Source organism: Dactylosporangium sp. NPDC051087 (genome assembly GCF_055586325.1).
Genome location: NZ_JBVJIJ010000010.1, coordinates 11927 through 33148, shown reverse-complemented (window position 1 = coordinate 33148; position 21222 = coordinate 11927). Strand labels below are relative to the sequence as shown.

Below are 21222 nucleotides of genomic sequence, written 5' to 3'. Positions count from 1 at the left end.
CCCCTGTGTGGGATGGCGAGACTCCACCCCTTGTATCCTTCTTCACTCCTCGGAAAAAGAAGGGGAGGAACAAAAACCCCCCCCCCCCCCCCCCCCCCCCCCCCCCCCCCCGCTGCGTTGAGAAGCGGTTACTTGCCGAGACGGCAGATGCGGACAAAACCCTCCGCATCGATGCTGGCGCCACCGACGAGCGCGCCGTCGATGTCGGGCTGCTCGATGATCGACGCCACGTTGTCGTGCTTGACCGAGCCGCCGTACAGGATGCGCACCCGGTCGGCCGTGCCGCCGGTGTACTTCTCCGCGAGGCGGGTCCGGATCGCGCCGATGACCTCCTGCGCGTCCTGCGGGGTCGCGACCTTGCCGGTCCCGATGGCCCACACCGGCTCGTACGCCACGACGATCTTCTCGACCTCGTCGGTCTTGATCTTCTCGAGGGCGGCGTCGAGCTGGGCGAGGGTGTAGCCGACGTGCTCGCCCGCCTCACGGACGGCGAGACCCTCGCCGACGCAGAGGATCGGGGCGATGCCGTTGGCGAGGGCCGCCTTCACCTTGGCGTTGACGAGCGCGTCGTCCTCGCCGTGGTACTGGCGGCGCTCCGAGTGCCCGACGACCACGTACTGGCAGCCGAGCTTCGCCAGCATCGCGCCGGAGACCTCGCCCGTGTAGGCGCCCGACGCGTGCTGCGACAGGTCCTGCGCGCCGTAGCCGATGTTGAGCTTGTCGCCGTCGGTCAGCGTCTGCACGCTGCGGATGTCGACGAACGGGGGCAGCACGACGACCTCGACGGCCTCCAGCTGCGCCTCGTTGAGGCTGAACGCCAGCTTCTGCACCAGGGCGATGGCCTCGAGGTGGTTGAGGTTCATCTTCCAGTTGCCGGCCATGAGCGGCCTGCGGCCGGTTGCTTCTGCCATCGCTCAGCCCTCCAACGCGGTGATGCCGGGCAGGGCCTTGCCCTCGAGGTACTCCAGGGACGCGCCACCACCGGTCGAGATGTGACTGAACCCGTCCTCGGGGATGCCGAGGGCGCGAACGGCCGCGGCGGAGTCGCCACCGCCGACGACGCTGAAGCCGTCGATCTTCGTGATGGCCTCGGCGACGCCCCGCGTGCCGGCCGCGAACGGCGCCAGCTCGAAGACGCCCATCGGACCGTTCCAGAACACGGTCTTCGCGGACTCGACGGCGTGGCTGAACAGCGCCACCGACTCCGGGCCGATGTCCAGGCCGAGCTCCTCGGCCGGGATCGCGTCGGCGGCGACGACCTGGGTCTTCGCGTCGGCCGCGAACTTGTCCGCGGTCACCACGTCGACGGGCAGCACGATCTTGTCGCCGCCACGGGCGAGCAGGTCCGCGCAGGTGCCGACCATCTCGTCCTGCAGCAGGCTCTTGCCGACCTCGTGGCCCTGGGCCTTGAGGAAGGTGAAGCACATGCCGCCGCCGATGAGCAGCTTGTCGACCTTCGGCAGCAGCGCCTCGATGACGGCGAGCTTGTCCGACACCTTCGAGCCGCCGAGGATGACCACATACGGCCGCTCGGGGTCGCCGGTGAGCTTCGACAGCACGTCGAGCTCGCGCTGCACGAGGCCGCCGGTGTACCGGGGAAGCAGCGCCGCCACGTCGAACACGCTGGCGTGCTTGCGGTGCACGGCACCGAAGGCGTCGTCGACGTAGACGTCGGCGAACTGTGCCAGCTGCGCGGCGAACGCGCCCCGCTCGGCCTCGTCCTTGCTGGTCTCACCCTTGTTGAAGCGCAGGTTCTCCAGCAGCGCGACGTCGCCGTCGCCGAGCCCGGCGACCGCGACCTGCGCGGACTCGCCGACCGTGTCGGTGGCGAACGCGACGGGCTTGCCGAGCAGCTCACCGAGCCGGCCCGCGACGGGCTGGAGGGTGTACTTCGGGTCGGGCTCGCCCTTCGGGCGGCCCAGGTGCGACACCACGGTGACCCGCGCGCCGGCCTCACGCAGCGCGTTGAGGGTCGGCAGGACCGCCCGGATGCGCCCGTCGTCGGTGATCTTGTCTCCGTCGAGCGGAACGTTCAGGTCGGCGCGCAGCAGCACGCGCCGACCTTTGACGCCCTCGCTCAGGAGGTCGTCGAGCGTCTTCACAGGCCGGTGCCCACCAGCGTGACGAGGTCGACGAGGCGGTTGCTGTAGCCCCACTCGTTGTCGTACCAGCCGACGACCTTGACCTGGTTGCCGATGACCTTGGTCAGGCCCGCGTCGAAGATGCACGACGCCGGGTCGGTCACGATGTCGCTGGAGACGATCGGGTCCTCGGTGTAGGTCAGGATGCCCTTGAGCGGACCGTCGGCGGCGGCCTTCATCGCGGCGTTGACCTCGTCGACCGTGGTCTCGCGACCCACGGTGACGGTCAGGTCGGTGGCCGAGCCGGTCGGGATCGGCACACGCAGCGCGTAGCCGTCCAGCTTGCCCTTGAGCTCGGGCAGGACCAGCGAGACCGCCTTGGCGGCACCGGTCGAGGTCGGCACGATGTTCAGGGCGGCGGCGCGGGCGCGGCGCAGGTCCTTGTGCGGGGCGTCCTGCAGGTTCTGGTCCTGCGTGTACGCGTGGATCGTGGTCATGAGACCACGCTCGATGCCGAACGTGTCGTTGATGACCTTGGCCATCGGCGCGAGGCAGTTCGTGGTGCACGACGCGTTGGAGATGATGGTGTGGTTCGCGGCGTCGTACTTGTCTTCGTTGACGCCCAGGACGACGGTGACGTCCTCGCCCTTGGCCGGCGCCGAGATGATGACCTTCTTCGCGCCCGCGGCGACGTGGACCTTGGCCTTCTCGGCGTCGGTGAAGATGCCGGTCGACTCGATCACGACGTCGGCGCCGAGGTCGGCCCACGGCAGCTTCGACGGGTCGCGCTCGGCGAGCGCCTTGAACGTCTTGCCGTTGACGGTGATCTCGTCGGAGGTCGCCTTCACCTCGTAGGGCAGGCGGCCCAGGATGCTGTCGTACTTGAGCAGGTGCGCCAGCGTCGCGTTGTCAGTGAGGTCATTGACGCCCACAATTTCGATGTCAGCGCCCTTGGCCAGCGCCGCACGGAAGAAGTTGCGGCCGATGCGGCCGAAGCCGTTGATGCCAACCCGGATGGTCACTTCGACACATCTCCTCGCCTCGTCGCGGCCGGCCGTTGCCGATGCCGGTCGCCAGTGAGTGATCATGGCTCGCCCGGCCGGGGGCCCTGATCGATGAGGCCCATGAGCGGGGAGCGGCCGCGTTTCGCGGCATACGGACGGCTTCGTCGCCGAACAGGAAAACCCTATCGCCTGCGGGCCACAGAACTCCCGTCGGGGTGTCTGAGCCCACAGCCGTATCACCCACCTGAGCTTCCGTTCAGCTCACCAGCATCTCCGGGGTGACCGCGGACTCGGTGTCGGGGATGCCCAGGTCACGGGCGCGCTTGTCGGCGAGGGCCAGGAGACGCCTTATGCGTCCGGCGATCGCGTCCTTCGTGAGCGGCGGGTCGGCGAGCGCCCCGAGCTCCTCCAGGGACGCCTGCCGGTGCTCCAGCCGCAGCGTACCGGCGCTGAACAGGTGCTCGGGGGCGTTGTCGGCGAGGATCTCCATCGCGCGGGCGACCCGGGCGGCGGCGGCCACCGCGGCGCGGGCGGAGCGGCGCAGGTTGGCGTCGTCGAAGTTGGCCAGCCGGTTGGCGGTGGCCCGGACCTCGCGCCGGACCCGGCGCTCCTCCCAGGTCAGCACGCTCTGATGCGCGCCGATGCGGGTGAGCAGCGCGGCGATCGCGTCGCCGTCCTTGACCACGACCCGGTCGACGCCGCGGACCTCACGGGCCTTCGCGGTGATCCCGATCCGCCGGGCGGCGCCGACGAGCGCGAGCGCGGCCTCCGGCCCGGGGCAGGTGATCTCCAGCGCGCAGCTGCGGCCCGGCTCGGTCAGCGACCCGTGCGCCAGGAACGCCCCGCGCCAGGCCGCGACGGCGCAGCACATGTTGGCCGACACGACGTGCGGGGGCAGGCCACGCACCGGACGGCCACGGACGTCGAGCAGGCCGGTCTGCCGGGCGAGGGCCTCGCCGTCCTTCACCACACGGACGATGAAGTGGCTGGCCTTGCGCAGGCCGCCGCTCGCGAGGACGTGGATCTCGCTCTGGTACCCGTACACCTCGGAAACCTCGCGGCGCAGCCGTCGGGCGGCCGCGTTGGTGTCGAGCTCGGCCTCGACGACCACCCGGCCGGAGACGATGTGCAACCCGCCAGCGAAGCGGAGCAGCGCGGCCATCTCGGCGCGCCGGCAGCAGGGTTTGGCTACGTCCACCCTGCTCAGCTCGTCCTTGACCGCAGCGGTCATCGCCATTCTGTCGTCACCTCGCGGGGCTCATTCGAACTGTCGGTGGTGCTGTCGGTGCTGCTCAGCCGTGGCGCTCTGAGCAGTGGCTCCAGGGCTGTGGCCAGCGCGTGCGGGTCGTGCTGCGGTGCTCCGTCCGCGACGGCCACCGGCGCGAGCACCAGACGGGCACCCAGCGATTCTGCCGCACGATGGACCGGTTCGGGGTCGCCTACGGCTTTCCCGTCGGCAAGAACTACATCGACGTGCAGCCCAGGTAGGTAACGACGCAGGGCGGCAAGGTGTTCCGGCAGGGTCAGCCCCGCCGTCTCGCTGTCGGGCGCCAGATTCAGCGTGACCAGGCGCTTCGCGCCACTCATGGAGATCGCTGCGGCGAGCTGCGGCACCAGCAGGTGCGGGATCACGCTGGTGAACCACGACCCGGGCCCGAACAGCAGCCAGTCCGCGTCGGTCGTCGCCTGCACCGCCTCCGCGCACGCCTCGGGCGCCGCCGGCACCAGCCGCACCCGGTCGATCGTCTTGGAGGTGACCGCGACCGCGTGCTGACCGCGCACGGTGACCACCTCGCCACCCTCGGACAGGTCTGCCTCGATGTGCAGCGGCCGGCGCGACATGGGCAGCACCCGCCCGTCGCAGCGCAGCATCTCCGCCGCCCGGTCCAGCGCGACGACCGGGTCGCCGGCGAGCTCCATCATGGCGCACAGCACCAGGTTGCCGACGGGATGCCCGGCGAGGTCGTCGCTGCCGGCGAACCTGTGCTGGAACACCTCCGCGATCGCCTCCTCGTCGGCGAGCGCCGCGAGGGCCTGACGCAGGTCGCCGGGGGGCAGGATGTCGCGGGTCGCCCGCAGCCGCCCGCTGGACCCTCCGTCGTCGGCGACGGTGACGACCGCGGTGATGTCCAGCGGCAGGTCCTGATGGATCCGCCGGAGCGCGCGCAGCGAGGCGGAGAGCCCGTGCCCTCCCCCGAACGCCACGACCCGCACCGGCCGCCGTCCGTCGAGCCGCGCGCCCTTGCGGTGCGCCCCCGGGACACGGACCCCGTCCGGCACGTCCACGCCGCTCGGGGCACCCAGGCCGCCGGCCCTGCCCCGATACGAACCCGCACCGTGCGCACCGTTACCACCGGCCCGGCCGTTGCCGTGCGCACCGTTGTTGGTTGCCGGGCTGTCACCGCTCGCCGTGCCGTTGCCGCTCGCCGTGCCGTTGCCGCTCACCGCGCCGTTGCCGCTCACCGCGCCGTGGCCGGCCGGCGAACCGGGGCCGGTCGACGCGTTGGGGGCGCCTGGCGCGTCGGGTCTGCCTGGCGCGTCTGTGTCGTTCGCCGGGCCGGGGGATGCGCCGTTCTCGCGGCGCCGGGCAACACTCATTCGCGCCCCAGGTCGCGGTGCTGCGGCGCGGCGGCGAGGCGCATCTCGCGGAGCCGGCGGGCGAGCTCCTCGGCGATCGCGACGCTGCGGTGCTTGCCACCGGTGCAGCCCACGGCGATCGTCAGGTAGCGCTTGCCCTCCCGCTCGAAGCCGGGCGCCGTCGCGTTGATCAGCCGCGCATACGTCTCCACGAACGTCACCGCGCCCCGCTGCCCGAGCACGTAACGGCTCACGTCGGTCTCGCGGCCGGTGTGCTCGCGCAGCTCAGGCACCCAGTACGGGTTCGGCAGGAACCTCGCGTCGAGGACGAAGTCGGCGTCGGGCGGCAGTCCGTACTTGAACCCGAACGACAGCACCGTGACCCTGATCTGGGTGGTGTCCTCCTCGCCGAACATCTCCTCGATGCGCCCGCGGAGCTGGTTGACGTTGAGGTGGCTCGTGTCGATGAGCACGTCGGCCTGCTCGCGCGCCTCCTGCAGCAGCTTCCGCTCAGCGGCGATGCCGTCGGAGAGCCGTCCGCCACCCTGCAGCGGATGCGACCGGCGCACGCTCTCGAACCGCCGGATCAGCACCTCGTCATCGGCGTCGACGAACACCATCCGAGGGTTGAACCCCCGCTCCCGCAACGACTTCACCGCCCCCGGCAGATCCGTCGAGAACGCGTGACTGCGCACGTCGAGCACCATCGCGGTCCGCCGCGCCGCACCCCGCGCCGCGAACGCCAGCTCCGCCATGTCGAGCAGCAACGCCTGTGGCAGGTTGTCCACGACGTAATACCCGACGTTCTCCAGCGCCCGGGCGACCGTGCTGCGGCCGCCGCCGGAGACCCCCGTCACGATGACCAGGTCGGTCTCCGTGCGGTCGGGCGCTGCCGGCGCTTCTTCGCTCACCACGCCGACGAGTTTATGTCCTGCCGTCCGCCGACCTGGCCGCTCGGTCGCTTTGTACCTTTTCAGGGTCACCGATCGTCCCGCCCGGCACCGCCTCGCCCCCGTCCGGCACCGCCCGGCCGCCGTCATCGCCCCTGCTGGCGGCCTCTTCTCGCCCGCCTGGACCGTGCGCCGTGAGCTCAAACACCGTGACGACCCCCGCGACCCCGGCAGCCCGGTCAACCCCCAGGGACCGGTCAACCCCTGAGGAACCGGGCGTGGCACCTGAAGCCATGTCGCCGATGGACTCCTCTTCGGTGGAGAACTCCCCCACCACGGAAGGAACAGGGACACCGCCGGCGCCCACGACGCCGGCCGGCCCGTCAGCGCCCGCGAGAAGTCCGGCGCCGGCGGAACCCTCGACACCTGACGCCGGTGACTGGCCTACCGGAACCACCAGCTCGGACCGCGCCCGCTCGCCGACGAACCCCGCCCGCTCGCCACCAGCCCCGGCACGCGCACCGCCGGCTCCCGCAAGCTCGCCGGCCAACCCCAAAGTCTCGCCGCCGGACCCGCCACGCTCACCGCCGGACCCGCCACGCTCACCGCCGGACCCGCCACGCTCGCCGGCCGACCCCGCCCGGTCACCGCCGGATTCCGGACGCTCGCCGACCAACCCGGCCCGCTCACCGTCGGACCCCACACGCCCGCCGCCGGGCCCGGCACGCTCACCGTCGGGCCCCACAAGCTCGTCGACGGACTCCGTGGTTGACGGGACGGGGGCCGCGCCGGTCGGTGAACCGGCCTTCCCGCGCGGGCCGGACGCCGCCGGCGGAGTGGAGGGGGCGCCGTTGAGGGCGGCGAGGATCGCCTCCGCCGTCCGCCGGCCGATGCCCGGGACCTCGGCGATCTCGTCGACGCTCGCGGAGGTCAGCCGCTTCAGCGAGCCGAAGTGCCGCAGCAGCGCCTTGCGGCGGATCTCGCCGAGGCCGGGCACGTTGTCCAGCGTGGAGGCGGTCATGCGCTTCGAGCGCTTCTGCCGGTGATAGGTGATGGCGAAGCGGTGGGCCTCGTCGCGGGCGCGTTGGAGCAGATAGAGCCCTTCCGAGGAGCGGGGCAGGATCACCGGGAACTCGTCGTCGGGGAGCCAGACCTCTTCGAGGCGCTTCGCCAGGCCGCAGATGGTGATGTCGTCGATGCCGAGGTCGAGCAGCACCTGCGCGGCGGCGTTGACCTGGGGCTGACCGCCGTCGACCACGACGAGCTGCGGCGGATAGGCGAACTTGCGGGGCCGTCCCGTCGTCGGGTCGATGCCGGGCCGGGAGGGGTCGGCGTCCTCGGCGGCGAGCGAGTCGATCTCCACCTTGGCGTCGAGGTAGCGGGCGAACCTGCGGCGCAGCACCTCCGACAGGGCCGACACGTCGTCGGTGGCGCCGTTGACCGCGAAGCGGCGATATTCGCTCTTGCGGGACAGGCCGTCCTCGAAGACGACCATGCTGGCGACGACGTCGGTGCCCTGGATCTGGGAGATGTCATAGCACTCGATGCGCAGCGGGGCGGTCTGCATGCCGAGCGCCTCGGCGATCTCCTCAAGGGCCTTGCTGCGGGTGCTGAGGTCGCCGGCGCGGCGCAGCTTGTGCTGCTGGAGGGCCTGCTCGGCGTTGCGCGCGACGGTCTCGGCGAGGGTCTTCTTGTCGCCGCGCTGCGGAACGCGGATCGCCACCCGGCTGCCGCGCAGGTTGCTGAGCCAGTCGGCGAGCGCGTCGGCGTCGGCGGGCAGCTCGGGGACGAGCAGCTCCTTGGGCAGGTCGGCGGGGTCGGTGCCGGCCTCGGCACCGTAGATCTGGCTGCAGAAGTGGTGGACGAGGTCGCCGGCGCTGAGGTCCTCGGTCTTCTCCACGACCCAGCCGCGCTGACCGCGGACCCGGCCGCCGCGCACGTGGAACACCTGGACGGCCGCTTCGAGGGGGTCGTCGGCGAACGCGACCACGTCGGCGTCGGTGCCGTCGCCGAGGACGACCGCCTGCTTCTCCACGGCGCGGCGCAGCGCGCCGAGGTCGTCGCGGATGCGGGCGGCGCGCTCGAAGTCGAGCTCGTCGGACGCGGCGAACATCTCCCGCTCCAGGCGCTTGACCATGGTGTCGGTCTTGCCGGCCATGAAGTCGCAGAAGTCGTCGACGATGCGGCGGTGCTCCTCCTCGCTGACGCGGTCGACGCACGGCGCGGAGCACTTGCCGATATAGCCGAGCAGGCAGGGGCGGCCGATCTGCCCGGCGCGCTTGAACACGCCGGAGGAGCAGGTGCGCGCCGGGAAGACGCGCAGCAGCAGGTCGAGGGTCTCGCGGATCGCCCACGCGTGCGCATAGGGGCCGAAGTAGCGCACGCCCTTGCGTTTCGCGCCGCGCATCACCTGCAGGCGCGGATAGGCCTCGTCGAGGGTGACCGCCAGATAGGGATAGCTCTTGTCGTCGCGATAGCGGACGTTGAACCTGGGGTCGTATTCCTTGATCCAGTTGTATTCGAGCTGGAGGGCCTCGACCTCGGTGCCGACGGTGACCCAGTCGACCTTCGCCGCGGTGGTGACCATCTGCTGGGTGCGGGCGTGCAGGGTCCACACGTCGGCGAAATACGAATTGAGCCGCTGCCGCAGGCTCTTGGCCTTGCCCACATAGATGACCCGGCCCGATGGATCACGGAACCGGTAGACCCCCGGCGTGTCGGGAATGGTCCCCGACGCGGGTCGATACGTGGACGGATCTGGCACTCTCCGAGACTATCCGGGGGGTACGACAGAAAACACGGACCATCGACCCCCCGGAAGTCATCACGCCAGCGAGATGTTGTCCCCGTCGACCTTCAGGGCCTTCTCGGCCAGGCCCTTGGTGGCCGGGCCGTTCTTCACCGAGCCGTCGGCGGCGGAGAAGACACTGCCGTGGCACCTGCAGTTGATCGCGTTGCCGGTGACGTCGGACACGACGCACGACTGGTGCGTGCAGATCGAGCTGAACGCCTTGAACTGCCCGGCCTCCGGCTGGGTGACGACTACGCCGCCGCCGTCCTTGAAGATCTTGCCGCCGCCGACTGGGATGTCGGCCTTGGTCGTCAGGACGCCCGCGGCGGCCCCGCCGGTGTTGCTGGTGTCCCCGGTCGAACCGCTGTCGTCCTTGTCGTCTCCACAGGCTGCGAGCACCGTCACGGCCGTGATACCGGCCGCGCCGGCGAGCACCGCGCGGCGAGTCGTGTCACTCATAGGCTCCTCCAAGGTCGTTGGCCTGCTGGCTACGCCAGGAAATACGTAGATCATGGGGCGTTCGGTTCAATGCTCACCGAAGTCAGGAAATCTGTTACCCGTGCGTGACTTTCAGTGAGGTCACGCTTCCACGACGTAACCGGCCTGGACCTTCACCGGCACGGCGTTCAGCCCGCGCGTCGCCGGTCCCCGGGCCAGGCCGCCGTCCGCGATCTTGAACTGCGAGTTGTGCCCCGGGCACATGATCATCGTCGCTCCGGCCGACGGCGGGTCGACGAGGACGCCCTGGTGGGGGCAGCTCGCCTGGTACGCCTTGAACGTCCCCTGCTTCGCCTGCACGACGAGGATCGTGTCCTTGGCGATCACTCCGCCGCCGACGGGCACGTCCTTCACCGCGACGAGCGCGCCGGGTGGCGGCGCCGCGTCGCTGGAGCCCGTCGCGGGTGCGGTGTTGTCGAAGGGGTTCGCCGCGGTCGTCGGCGCGGCCGGCGGCGGCTGCTGGCTGCCCGCGGCCTCCGGGGTCTTCTCGTCGTCCCCGCAGCCCGCGAGCACCGTCACGCCGAGCGCACCGGCGCCCAGCAGCAGCGCCCGCCGGGCCGAGCAGGGGTTGAACACGTCCTGGACCGGCACGTCTTCCTCCTGGGGTGAGGCCTTGCCAGCGGCCACGGTAGCAGCGTGAGATCTTCGCCGCCGCTCCATCGGCCCCACCCGCCAGGAGGCACAGGTCAGCCCTTCGCGGCCGCCTTCTTCGCCGGCGCGCGCTTCGCCGGAGCCGCCTTCTTCGCCACGGCGGCGCCCTTCGAGACGGCACGTGTCCCGGTCGCCTTCTTCACGGGAGCCGCCGGCGCCTCCGAAGGCGCGTCGGGGAGGTCGTCGGGCTCGACCGTGACGGCCGCCGCCCGCGTCCGGGCCGTCCTGCGCGCCGGCGTCCCGCCACCGTTCGGCCCGTTGGCCTTGGCCGCCCGGTCCCGCGCCGCGGTGTCGCCGCCGGGCTCGCCCTTCAGCCCCAGGACCGGCCGCAGGAACTGACCCGTGTGGCTCTCGGCGATCTCCGCGACCTCCTCCGGCGTGCCTGCGGCGACCACGGTGCCGCCCTTGTGCCCGCCCTCGGGACCCATGTCGATGAGCCAGTCCGCGGACTTGATGACGTCGAGGTTGTGCTCGATGACGATGACGGTGTTGCCCTTGTCCACGAGGCTCTGCAGCACCAGCAGCAGCTTGCGGATGTCCTCGAAGTGCAGGCCCGTGGTCGGCTCGTCCAGCACGTACACGGTGCGGCCGGTGGAACGCTTCTGCAGCTCGGACGCGAGCTTCACGCGCTGCGCCTCACCGCCGGACAGCGTCGGCGCGGGCTGGCCGAGGCGCACATACCCCAGGCCGACGTCGTTGAGCGTCTTCAGGTGCCGGTGGATCGCCGGGATCGCCTCGAAGAACCCGGCCGCCTCCTCGATCGGCATGTCGAGGATCTCCGCGATCGTGCGGCCCTTGTAGTGCACCTCGAGGGTCTCGCGGTTGTACCGGGCACCCTTGCAGACCTCGCACGGCACGTACACGTCCGGCAGGAAGTTCATCTCGATCTTGATCGTGCCGTCGCCGGCGCACGCCTCGCAGCGGCCGCCCTTGACGTTGAACGAGAAGCGGCCGGGACCATACCCCCGGACCTTGGCCTCCGTCGTCTCGGCGAACAGCTTCCGGACGTTGTCGAACACGCCGGTGTAGGTCGCCGGGTTGGAGCGGGGGGTGCGGCCGATCGGCGACTGGTCGACGCCGACGACCTTGTCGACCTGGTCGAGCCCGGAGATGCGGGTGTGCCGGCCGGGGACCATGCGGGCGCCGTTGACCACATTGGCCAGGACGGCGTGCAGGATGTCGTTGACCAGGGTCGACTTGCCGGAGCCGGACACGCCGGTCACGGCGACGAACTGCCCGAGCGGGAACGGCACCGTCAGGTTGTGCAGGTTGTGCTCGCGGGCGCCGACGACGACCAGCTCGCGGCCCGGCGTGCGGGGGCGGCGGATCTCGGGCGTCGGGATGCTGCGGCGGCCCGCCAGATACGCGCCGGTCACCGACTCGTCCGCCTTGAGCAGGTCGTCGAACGTGCCGCTGTGCACGACCCGGCCGCCGTGCTCGCCGGCGCCCGGGCCGATGTCGACGACCCAGTCGGCGGTGCGGATGGTGTCCTCGTCGTGCTCGACGACGATCAGCGTGTTGCCCAGGCGCTTGAGCCGGGTCAGGGTCTCGATCAGCCGGTGGTTGTCGCGCTGGTGCAGGCCGATGCTGGGCTCGTCCAGCACATACAGGACGCCGACGAGGCCGGAGCCGATCTGCGTGGCGAGCCGGATGCGCTGCGCCTCACCGCCGGACAGGGTGCCGGACGCCCGGTCCAGCGACAGGTAGTCGAGGCCGACGTCGACGAGGAACCGCAGCCGCGCGTTGATCTCCTTGAGGACCCGCTCGGCGATGAGCTTCTGCCGGTCGGTGAGGGTCATCGCGCCGAGCAGGTCCGCGCAGTCACCGACGGACAGGTTGCAGATGTCGGCGATGCTGTGCCCGGCGATGGTGACCGCGAGGATCTCCGGCTTGAGCCGGGACCCGCCGCAGGTGCCGCAGGGCACGTCGCGCATGTATCCCTCGTACTTGTCGCGGGACCAGTCGCTCTCGGTGTCGGCGTGCCGGCGCTCGATCCACTGCACGACGCCTTCGAAGCCGGTGTAATAGGAACGCTCCCGCCCGTACTTGTTGCGGTAGCGCACGTGCACCTGGTCCTCTGACCCGTACATGACGGCCTTCTGCGCCCTGGAGGACAGCGCGCGCCACGGGGTGTCGAGGTTGAACCCGGCCTCCGCGCCCAGCGCTTCGAGCAGGCGCAGGAAATACTCCAGGGTGTGGCCGGTGGCCCACGGTGCGATCGCGCCGCCGCGCAGCGTCTGCTCCGGGTCGGGCACGATCAGCTCCGGGTCGACCTCCTTCTTGGTGCCGATGCCCGTGCAGTCCGGGCAGGCGCCATAAGGAGCGTTGAACGAGAACGAGCGTGGCTCGAGGTCCTCGATCGACAGCGGGTGCTCATTGGGGCAGGCGAGGTGCTCGGAGAAGAGCCGCTCGCGGTGCTCGTCGTCCTCGGCGACGTCGACGAACTCCAGGATCACGATGCCGGCGGCCAGCTTCAGCGCGGTCTCGACCGAGTCGGTGAGGCGCTGCTTGGAGCTCGCCTTCACCGAGAGCCGGTCGACGACCACCTCGATGGTGTGCTTCTCCTGCTTCTTGAGCTTCGGCGGCTCGGTGAGCGGGTGCACGACGCCGTCGATGCGGGCCCGCGCGTAGCCCTTCGACTGCAGCTCCTGGAACAGGTCGAGGTATTCGCCCTTGCGGCCGCGCACGACCGGGGCGAGCACCTGGAAGCGGGTGCCCTCCTCCATCGCGAGGACCCGGTCGACGATCTGCTGCGGCGTCTGCCGCGTGATCAGCTCGCCGCAGACGGGGCAGTGCGGCTCGCCGATGCGCGCATACAGCAGCCGCAGGTAGTCATACACCTCGGTGATCGTGCCGACCGTCGAGCGCGGGTTGCGCGAGGTCGACTTCTGGTCGATGGACACCGCCGGCGACAGACCCTCGATGAAGTCGACGTCGGGCTTGTCCATCTGGCCGAGGAACTGCCGCGCGTAGGACGACAGCGACTCCACATACCGCCGCTGCCCCTCGGCGAAGATCGTGTCGAACGCCAGGCTCGACTTCCCCGAACCGGACAGCCCGGTGAACACGATCATCGCGTCGCGCGGCAGGTCGAGACTGACGTCACGGAGGTTGTGCTCCCGAGCGCCACGGATGATCAGACGATCCGACATGCTTCCCCTTGGCAGTGAATATGTCTGGCAGCAGTGTTTTGTCCGTTTGGAACACCGTCACGGTGCCAGCCGACAACTCTAGCCAGGGGGTATGACAATTTTCCGCGCCCGAACGAGGGAACCTCCGCTACGGGCGTGCCATTCGTCGCCGGTCGCGGCTCTCGCGTTTCAGCCGCCGCACCGATGCCAGTTTCTGCTCCTTCTGCAGTTTCTGCCAGCTCGCGAAGCGGCGCGGGCTGAGCTCGCCGTCCTCGACCGCGGCCCTGACCTCGCAGCCGGGCTCCTCGCCGTGCCGGCAGTCGTCGAAGCGGCACAGCGCCGCGAGCTGCGTCACGTCGGCGAACGCCCGGTCGAGCCCCGCCACCGTGTCGAACATGCCGACGAGCCGCACCCCGGGCGTGTCGAGGACCGCCCCACCGCCGGGCATCGGGATCAACGCCCGATATGTGGTGGTGTGCCGGCCCCGCCCGTCGCCCCGCAGCGTCTGCGTCTGCATGACGGGCGCACCGGCGAGAGCGTTGACGAGGCTCGACTTTCCGGCACCGGACTGCCCCAGGAGGCCGAGCGTCCGCCCGTACGCCACCAGCGGCCGCAACGCGTCCAGACCCAGGCCTGTCCGGGCGCTCACCGCATGGACCTCCACGCCGCCGGGCATCTGCTCGGCCAGGGCCTGCGGATCCGCGGCCAGGTCGCATTTGGTCAGGACGAGCACCGGCGTCGCCCCGGACTCCCAGGCCAGGGCCAGGAGGCGCTCGATACGGCCGAGGTCCGGCGACGGGTCGACCGGCTCCACGACCGCGACCGTGTCCAGGTTGGCCGCCAGGACCTGCCCGAACGACTCCTCACCGGCGACCGCCCGCACGATCGCGGTGCGCCTGGGCAGCACCGCCTCGGCCGTCAGCCGGCCGTCGGGCCAGGTCCGCACGACGAGCCAGTCACCCGCGCACGGCAGCGAGCCCGGATCCGCGGCGGCACGCGCCAGCAGGCCACCGGACAGGCTCGCCCGCAGCGGGCCGTCGGCGGCGAGGGCCGTGCAGACACCCCGGTCGACACGGCTGACCCGCGCCGGTCGCTGACCGGGTTGGTCGAACCGGCCGGAGTACAGCGCGGCGTAAGCGTCGTCCCAGCCCAGGGCAGCCAGGTCAATAATCATGAACATCCTTCCGAACCCGTGTTCGGAAATCCACGGTAAGTAGCGCGGCAGGCGCGCGAAACCGAATATCGGGGTTATCGTCGGGTGCGTGCTCCCCTCGCATGTGCTGGCCAGCGCCGTCGGACTGCGCCTGGACCGGGCAGACGTCCAGTGGCACGTCTCACCCGGCCAGGACGACTCGCTCATGCGCTTCTGGCTGACCTTCGGCGGCGTCTCCTACGGTTTCCACGTCGGCGCCGAGGACGAGATCCTCGACGTCATCGTGGAGGAGCGCGGCACCGACGCCGACATGGGCGTCTACGGCCGGCTCGAGGTCAGGACCGCCTGCCCGGACGATCCGGCCGCGGCCGCCGTCGGGCAGCGCCTGGTCGTCGTGCACGACCTGTACGCCGGCTACCTGGGCAAACCCATCGGCGCGAGGCTAAGCTTCGAGCACGTCGACCTCAGCGTCGCCGACTGGGAGGACGAGCTGCACTGGGCGGCCGGCGACCTGCCCCCGGCCGTCGGGGTCCGCCAGCGCTGACGTTTCGCGGTTTTCCGCGTCGGTACCGCCACTGTCCGCTTTGTCATGTCGGTGGTCTTGTCGGTGCGCGGCGGTAGGGTTGGGCGGTGACGGCTGATCCGCTCGTGCTGAGCGCCGAACTCGACCGCGCCACCGCCCGCCTCCTCGACACCGCCCGCACCCTCGACGGCAACGGGCTGACCGCGCCGTCCCGGTGCGCCGGCTGGACCCGCGGGCACGTCGTGACCCATCTCGCCCGCAATGCCGACGCCTATCGCAACCTGCTGAGCTGGGCCAGGACCGGGGTGAAGACCCCCGCCTACGCCAGCCGCGAAGCACGCGAGGAAGGCATCGCAGCCGGCGCCCCCCGCCCGCACGAGGAGCAGCTCGCCGACCTCACCACCGCCTGCGACCTGCTGCGCGAGTCGATCGACACGATGCCCGCCCAGGCCTGGACCGCGCAGGTCGAGTGGGGCAGCACCGGCCCCGCCCCGGCCGCGCGCGTGGTCTGGTCCCGCATCTGCGAGGTCGAGCTGCACCACGTCGACCTCGACGCCGGGTATGGTCCCGCGGACTGGCCCGAGTCGTTCGCCCTGCGCGTCCTGCACGACCCCGCCACCCCGCACGCGGCGACCCTCGTCTCCGACGAGGGCACGACGTTGTTCGCCGCCGCTTCCGACGACGCCCCGGTCGTCACGGGCCCCGTGCACCTGCTCGCCGCCTGGCTCACCGGCCGCGGCGACGGCACCGGCCTCACCGGCGACCTGCCCAGCCTGGAGGCCTGGAAATGAGCGCACTGACCTTCACCAAGCTGTCCGTCGGCCCGATGGACAACAACGCCTATCTGCTGCGCTGCACGACCACCGGCGAAGGCCTCCTGATCGACGCGGCCAACGACGCCGAGCGGCTGCTCCAGCTCATCGCGACCAACCCGGCGGGCATCTCCACCGTCGTCACCACCCACCGCCACCAGGACCACTGGTTCGCCCTCGAGGAGGTCGTCGCCGCCACGGGCGCCGCGTCCCTCGCCCACGCCGCCGACGCCCCGGAGATCCCCGTCGTCACGGGCACCCTCGCCGACGGCGACACCCTCCCCCTCGGCGACTGCGGGCTGACCGTCATCCACCTCGTCGGGCACACCCCGGGGTCGATCGCCCTGTACCACGACGGCCACCTCTGGACCGGAGACTCCCTCTTCCCCGGCGGCGTCGGCAACACCCGCGGCGACAAGGCCAACTTCGAGTCCCTCATCAACGACGTGACGGCGAAGCTCTTCGACCGCTTCCCCGACGACACCGAGTTCCACCCCGGCCACGGCAAGGACTCCACCCTCGGTGCCGAGCGCCCGTCCCTCCCGGAGTGGCGCGCCCGCGGCTGGTAAACCTATGTCCAGAGGGTGTCGATGGGCATGACATGCGTGCCGTCATCGTGGGTGTAGGCGAGGGCGCCCGTGTACAGCACGAAACCTGCGATCAAGCGGTCGCCGAGCCGAGCCCGAAGCGCCCGCATTCCGCGGAGGTCCTCGCCATGGATCCGCGTTCCGGACTTGATCTCGAACCCGATGACGTCTCCGTCGTCTCGCTCAAGCACCAGATCCACTTCGTCGGCGGCCGGCGTCCGGAAGTGCCCGACCGAAACTGGCGCATCCCACCAACTGACCTGCTTGAGAATCTCGCCGACGACGAACGTCTCGAGCAGGTGTCCGTACTCGGTCAGCACCGCTGGATCAGACTTCGCAATCTTCTCGGGCGTCAGCCCGAGAAGCCACGCCATGACACCGGAGTCGACCAGGTGCACCTTCGGCTGACGGGCGACCCGCGAGCCCAGCGTCGTACCCCAGGCAGGAAGCCGGTGGACCAGGAACACCGCTTCCAACAGCCGGAGGTAGTTTTCGGCGCTACTCTTTTCCATGCCGACCGCCTGTGCCATCGTTGCGATGTTGAGCACCTGTCCCGACCTCGCCGCAAGCTGATTCAGCAGGCGAGGAAGCATCTCCCGCTGCCGCACCCGACTCAGCTCGATCACGTCACGCTCGATCACCAAGTCCAGGTAGTTGCTAAACCAGCGCGAACGTGACCGGCCAGGCGGACGCCGCAGCGCGACGGGCATGCCACCTGAAGTCACCCGCCGCGCATACTCGTCGCGGCTGGTTGCTGACGGCTCCGCCGACCTTCCCGGCGATGCGCCACTGAGCAGTCTGTGGACGAGCGGGTCACTCCGGCGGTCATCGATCTCCATCTGAGCGAGGGGCAGAACATCGATGATGTCCACTCTCCCGGTCAACGATTGACCAGCCTGCGGCAGGGTCGAATACCTGGTCGATCCAGCAAGCACGAACCGACCAGGGCGCAGGTCCTGGTTGAGCTCCGCCTTGATCGCGTCGAGGAGCTCGGGAACGTGCTGGAACTCGTCGATGAACACCGGCCCGGGTCCGGCGACGAAACGGCCCGGATCGTTACGAACGGCCCCTCGGGTCGCCGGGTCATCACAGTCAATGACCGATACGCCGAATTGGTGCGCGAGCATGCTCAACAACGTGCTCTTACCCACCGTCCGTGGCCCGTTCAGCACAACAGTCGGTTCCTCACGCAGCCGATCAGCCAGGACCTGGATCAACCTGCGGTCCGCAAGGCCAGTTAGCGCACCATCCACTCCTGGATACTGCCCATCTTTCCGTTTTTTCGCAACTTTTCTTCCGCATCTGCACCATCTAAGTTCCGCATCTGCACCCGGAATCGAGGCTATGTACGACCCGACGACCAGGGCGGTCACCAATGCTGGCCCCCAGAGCCGACGCCGTTCCAACGACGTGACGACGAAGCTCTTCGACCGCTTCCCCGACGACACCGGGCTCCACCCCGGCCACGGCAAGACTCCACGCTGGGCGCCGAGCGCCGGTCCCTCCCGGAGTGGCGCGCCTGCGGCTGGTAGCCCGAAGGTTTTTGTCGGTGCCTGGCGATAGATTGCCGGCCATGACCACATCGGCGAAGCCTGTGTATCTGCTGGACTTCATGCCCGACGACTGGCGCGAGGCGGTCGCGCCGTTCGTCGACGCCGCCACGGTGGCGGCGCTGTCGTCGTTCGTCGTCGGGGAGTATCAGGCGGGTCCGGTGTATCCGCGAAAGCAGGACATCTACGCCGCGTATCGGCTGAGCCCGCTCGCCTCCACGCGGGTCCTGATCCTCGGCCAGGACCCGTACATCAAGGCCGGCCAGGCACACGGGCTGAGCTTCAGCGTCCCGCAGGGCGTGCCGGTGCCGCCGTCCCTGCAGAACGTCTACAAGGAGATGCGCGACGACCTGGGCGTGACCCCGCCGCCGTCGGGCGACCTGACCCCGTGGTGCCGCCAGGGCGTCATGCTGCTCAACGCCGTCCTGACCGTGCGCGCCGGCAACTCCAACTCGCACAAGGGCCGCGGCTGGGAGAACATCACCGACGCCACGATCCAGGCCCTGAACGCGAAGACCGACCGCGTCGTGTTCGTCCTGTGGGGCGCGGCGGCCAAGGCGAAGGCCCCCCTCGTGACGAACGACCGGCACGTGGTGCTGCGCGCCGGCCACCCCAGCCCGATGAACCAGTCCGGCTTCCTCGGCAGCCGCCCGTTCAGCCGCATCAACGCCGCCCTCGCCGCCGCCGGCACACCCCCGGTCCGCTGGTCCCCCGCAATGCCCCGCCAGTGACACACTGACCTCGTACTTTTCGGCGCTGCCAGCGGCGGCCCGGCGCCTCCTGGAGGAACTCATGACCACCACGGGCCACAAGTACAAGAGCGACTTCGCCCGCCGATACTTCGACTCCGGCAAGGCCGAGGGCGAGGCGGAAGGTGAAGCCCACGGCAAGGCCGATGCTGTCCTGATGGTCCTCGGCACCCGTGGCGTCGAGATCCCGGACGAGCATCATGCCCGCATCGCCGGCTGCACCGACCTCGCCCAGCTCGACACCTGGCTCCGGCGGGCCATCAGCGCCGACAAGATCCAGGATCTGGGCGAGGAGTTCGCCGGCTGACCGGTGCGGGAGCGGCTGCGGCACGTGCGGTGGGTCGGGGGTGGCAGCGGCGGGGGGAAGTCGACCGTCGCGCGGCGACTGGCGGCGGAGTACGGGTGCCGCCTCTATTCGACCGACGACGTCATGGCGGACCACGCGCGCCGGATCACCCCGGCGGACGGTCCGATGCTGGACGCGTTCAAGGCGATGGACATGGACGAGCGCTGGGTGCGCCGGTCGCCGGAGGTCATGCTCGACACGTTCCACTGGTTCCGGGGTGAGGGCTTCGGGCTGATCGTCGAGGACCTGCTCCGGATGCCGGGTGACAGGACGGTGCTGGTCGAGGGGTTCCGGTTGCTGCCGCGGCTCGTACACCCACTGCTGGACGAACCCGGTCACGCCGTCTGGTTGCTGCCGACGCCCGGGTTCCGCCGGGTCGCGTTCGAGCGGCGTGGATCGTTGTGGGACATCGCCGGCCGGACCAGCGAACCGGAGACCGCCCTGCGGAACCTGTTGCGGCGCGACGAGATGTTCACCGAGCGCGTAAAAGCGCAGGTTCGGCAGCTCAAACTGCCGTTTGTCGAGGTCAACGGCATGTTCAGCGAGGACGAGCTGGTAATAGGGGTGGCCGCCGGCCTCGGGTTGCGCACGCTGGACAACCACTAGGCTGATGGCATGCGGATCCTGATCGTCGGGGGCACCAGATTCGTCGGCCGGCACATCACCGAGGCCGCGCTCGCCGCCGGGCACGACGTGACGCTGCTGCACCGGGGGCAGACCGGCGCTGACCTGTTCCCCGCGGCGAAGCACCTGCACGCCGACCGCAACGCGCTGCCCGGCGGCCTGTTCGACGGCGCCTGGGACGCGACGATCGACGTCAGTGCGTATCTTCCACGACAGGTCCACGGGCTGGCCGACGCGCTGGACGGCAACGGCGGCCGCTATGTCTACATCTCCAGCGTCTCGGTCTACGACGTGCCCGCCGGGCCCGGCTTCGGCGAGGACTCGCCGCTGCGCGAGCTCGACGACCCGACGGTCGAGGAGATCACCGACGACACCTACGGGCCGTTGAAAGCCGCGTGCGAGCGGGTCGCCGAGGAGCGGTTCGGCACCTCGACGTTGATCGTGCGGCCGACGTTCGTCGTGGGCCCGCACGACCACCTGTCGCGGTTCACGTTCTGGGTCGAGCGGATCGCCCGTGGCGGCGAGGTCCTCGCACCCGGCCCGCGCGACGCCGCGATCCAGGTCATCGACGCCCGCGACATGGCGGACTGGACGATCCGCCTCCTGTCCCGCCCCGGCGGCGGCGTGTTCCACGCGGTCAGCCCAGCGCCACCGTTCTCGTTCGGCGAGCTCCTGGAGGCGATGGCCGCCGAGGTCGGGCCGCCGGGCACGACGCTGACCTGGGTCGACGCCGGTTTCCTCGGCGAGCGCGGCGTGGACGCGGAGAGCCTGCCGCTGTGGGCCGCGTTCGACCCCGAGGCGGCGTCCAACGCGGCGGACCCGGCGGCGGCATTTGCGGCGGGCCTGACCCCGCGCCCGCTCCGGGAGACGATCCGGGAGACGTATGAGTCCGCGCTCCTCGACCCGCTGCCGCCGCCCGCAGAGCGCCTGACCCCGGAGAAGGAGACCGAGCTGCTGAGCGAATGGCACCGACGCACGTCCTGACGACACCCGTTTTCCGTTTGCGGCGGCTGTACGACCAACGGCCGGCCCGACGCCGCCCCCGGCCGCAGCGTCCTGTCCATCCGGCGGCCCGGCTCGTTCGGCACGCGGCTGTGGCGTTGCTGCCCGGCTGACGACGGGCCCGTCAGCACGCGGCTGCGGCACTCGGCCGAGCGTGGCGCACGTTCGGGCGTAGCGCACGTTCGGGCGTAGCGCACGTTCGGGCGTAGCGCACGTTCGGGCGTAGCGCACGTTCGGGCGTAGCGCACGTTCG

The 21222-nt window shown here is 70.5% G+C and carries 17 protein-coding genes and 2 pseudogenes; 7 read left to right on the top strand and 12 right to left on the bottom strand.

The window, feature by feature from the left end; translation table 11 throughout:
- Nucleotides 1–128 precede the first annotated feature (128 nt).
- From tpiA to rsgA, 11 genes and pseudogenes are all read right to left on the bottom strand, one after another.
- Nucleotides 129–911 carry a triose-phosphate isomerase gene (gene tpiA / locus ACZ6TV_RS20050; RefSeq protein ID WP_465298708.1) on the bottom strand — a complete coding sequence of 261 codons (783 nt, stop codon included), beginning with the start codon at nt 909–911 and terminating at the stop codon, nt 129–131.
- A 3-nt stretch (nt 912–914) separates the two neighbouring features.
- The gene (locus ACZ6TV_RS20045; protein WP_465298707.1) at nt 915–2102 is read right to left on the bottom strand and encodes a phosphoglycerate kinase; all 1188 of its coding nucleotides are present in this window, start codon (nt 2100–2102) and stop codon (nt 915–917) included.
- The gene (gene gap / locus ACZ6TV_RS20040; protein WP_344503013.1) at nt 2099–3103 is read right to left on the bottom strand and encodes a type I glyceraldehyde-3-phosphate dehydrogenase; all 1005 of its coding nucleotides are present in this window, start codon (nt 3101–3103) and stop codon (nt 2099–2101) included. Before gap ends, ACZ6TV_RS20045 begins: the two co-directional genes overlap by 4 nt.
- 238 nt (nt 3104–3341) lie before the next feature.
- The gene (whiA, locus tag ACZ6TV_RS20035) at nt 3342–4322 is read right to left on the bottom strand and encodes a DNA-binding protein WhiA (protein WP_033359740.1); all 981 of its coding nucleotides are present in this window, start codon (nt 4320–4322) and stop codon (nt 3342–3344) included.
- Nucleotides 4313–5290, bottom strand: coding sequence for a gluconeogenesis factor YvcK family protein (locus ACZ6TV_RS20030; protein WP_465298969.1), 978 nt, complete (start codon nt 5288–5290; stop codon nt 4313–4315). Before ACZ6TV_RS20030 ends, whiA begins: the two co-directional genes overlap by 10 nt.
- Before the next feature lie 389 nt (nt 5291–5679).
- Complete coding sequence (rapZ, locus tag ACZ6TV_RS20025; RefSeq protein WP_211273567.1) at nt 5680–6576, bottom strand: RNase adapter RapZ; 897 nt, start codon at nt 6574–6576, stop codon at nt 5680–5682.
- A gap of 787 nt (nt 6577–7363) precedes the next feature.
- Nucleotides 7364–9316 (bottom strand): annotated as a pseudogene (gene uvrC, locus ACZ6TV_RS20020) (excinuclease ABC subunit UvrC); the annotation flags it as partial.
- Nucleotides 9317–9376: 60 nt separating this feature from the next.
- Complete coding sequence (locus ACZ6TV_RS20015) at nt 9377–9802, bottom strand: Rieske (2Fe-2S) protein (RefSeq protein ID WP_465298706.1); 426 nt, start codon at nt 9800–9802, stop codon at nt 9377–9379.
- Between the two features lie 120 nt (nt 9803–9922).
- A complete protein-coding gene (locus ACZ6TV_RS20010) occupies nt 9923–10468 on the bottom strand; it encodes a Rieske (2Fe-2S) protein (RefSeq protein ID WP_465298705.1) in 546 nt (181 codons plus the stop codon).
- A 230-nt stretch (nt 10469–10698) separates the two neighbouring features.
- Nucleotides 10699–13644 (bottom strand): annotated as a pseudogene (uvrA, locus tag ACZ6TV_RS20005) (excinuclease ABC subunit UvrA); the annotation flags it as partial.
- A 127-nt stretch (nt 13645–13771) separates the two neighbouring features.
- On the bottom strand, nt 13772–14797 hold the full coding sequence (gene rsgA / locus ACZ6TV_RS20000) for a ribosome small subunit-dependent GTPase A (protein ID WP_465298704.1): 1026 nt from the start codon (nt 14795–14797) through the stop codon (nt 13772–13774).
- An 88-nt stretch (nt 14798–14885) separates the two neighbouring features.
- Between rsgA and ACZ6TV_RS19995 the strand changes: the two genes are divergently transcribed.
- The 3 genes from ACZ6TV_RS19995 (at nt 14886) to ACZ6TV_RS19985 (ending at nt 16680) form a co-directional block, all read left to right on the top strand.
- The gene (locus tag ACZ6TV_RS19995; protein ID WP_465298703.1) at nt 14886–15320 is read left to right on the top strand and encodes a hypothetical protein; all 435 of its coding nucleotides are present in this window, start codon (nt 14886–14888) and stop codon (nt 15318–15320) included.
- A gap of 86 nt (nt 15321–15406) precedes the next feature.
- The gene (locus tag ACZ6TV_RS19990) at nt 15407–16090 is read left to right on the top strand and encodes a maleylpyruvate isomerase family mycothiol-dependent enzyme (protein ID WP_465298702.1); all 684 of its coding nucleotides are present in this window, start codon (nt 15407–15409) and stop codon (nt 16088–16090) included.
- A complete protein-coding gene (locus ACZ6TV_RS19985) occupies nt 16087–16680 on the top strand; it encodes an MBL fold metallo-hydrolase (RefSeq protein WP_465298701.1) in 594 nt (197 codons plus the stop codon). The genes ACZ6TV_RS19990 and ACZ6TV_RS19985 overlap by 4 nt, the downstream gene beginning before the upstream one ends.
- A gap of 2 nt (nt 16681–16682) precedes the next feature.
- On the opposite strand, the gene ACZ6TV_RS19980 is transcribed toward ACZ6TV_RS19985, so the two are convergent.
- Nucleotides 16683–17915 carry an ATP-binding protein gene (locus ACZ6TV_RS19980; RefSeq protein WP_465298700.1) on the bottom strand — a complete coding sequence of 411 codons (1233 nt, stop codon included), beginning with the start codon at nt 17913–17915 and terminating at the stop codon, nt 16683–16685.
- Between the two features lie 356 nt (nt 17916–18271).
- Between ACZ6TV_RS19980 and ACZ6TV_RS19975 the strand changes: the two genes are divergently transcribed.
- The 4 genes from ACZ6TV_RS19975 to ACZ6TV_RS19960 all read left to right on the top strand — a co-directional run bounded on the left by ACZ6TV_RS19975 (nt 18272) and on the right by ACZ6TV_RS19960 (nt 20951).
- Nucleotides 18272–18979, top strand: a complete 708-nt coding sequence (locus ACZ6TV_RS19975) for a uracil-DNA glycosylase (RefSeq protein ID WP_465298699.1) — start codon at nt 18272–18274, stop codon at nt 18977–18979.
- 61 nt (nt 18980–19040) lie between these two features.
- Complete coding sequence (locus tag ACZ6TV_RS19970; protein ID WP_465298698.1) at nt 19041–19304, top strand: hypothetical protein; 264 nt, start codon at nt 19041–19043, stop codon at nt 19302–19304.
- A gap of 3 nt (nt 19305–19307) precedes the next feature.
- On the top strand, nt 19308–19949 hold the full coding sequence (locus ACZ6TV_RS19965) for a hypothetical protein (protein WP_465298697.1): 642 nt from the start codon (nt 19308–19310) through the stop codon (nt 19947–19949).
- A 9-nt stretch (nt 19950–19958) separates the two neighbouring features.
- Nucleotides 19959–20951 (top strand): NAD-dependent epimerase/dehydratase family protein, encoded by a 993-nt coding sequence (locus ACZ6TV_RS19960; protein WP_465298696.1) that lies wholly within the window; start codon nt 19959–19961, stop codon nt 20949–20951.
- Nucleotides 20952–21222: the final 271 nt, after the last annotated feature.

Coding starts and splice junctions, on each gene's coding strand:
- tpiA (WP_465298708.1), bottom strand. CDS start 911: ATGGCAGAAGCAACCGGCCGCAGGCCGCTCATGGCCGGCAACTGGAAG.
- ACZ6TV_RS19960 (WP_465298696.1), top strand. CDS start 19,959: ATGCGGATCCTGATCGTCGGGGGCACCAGATTCGTCGGCCGGCACATC.
- ACZ6TV_RS20015 (WP_465298706.1), bottom strand. CDS start 9,802: ATGAGTGACACGACTCGCCGCGCGGTGCTCGCCGGCGCGGCCGGTATC.
- rsgA (WP_465298704.1), bottom strand. CDS start 14,797: ATGATTATTGACCTGGCTGCCCTGGGCTGGGACGACGCTTACGCCGCG.
- ACZ6TV_RS19970 (WP_465298698.1), top strand. CDS start 19,041: ATGACCACCACGGGCCACAAGTACAAGAGCGACTTCGCCCGCCGATAC.
- ACZ6TV_RS19985 (WP_465298701.1), top strand. CDS start 16,087: ATGAGCGCACTGACCTTCACCAAGCTGTCCGTCGGCCCGATGGACAAC.
- whiA (WP_033359740.1), bottom strand. CDS start 4,322: ATGGCGATGACCGCTGCGGTCAAGGACGAGCTGAGCAGGGTGGACGTA.
- ACZ6TV_RS19975 (WP_465298699.1), top strand. CDS start 18,272: ATGACCACATCGGCGAAGCCTGTGTATCTGCTGGACTTCATGCCCGAC.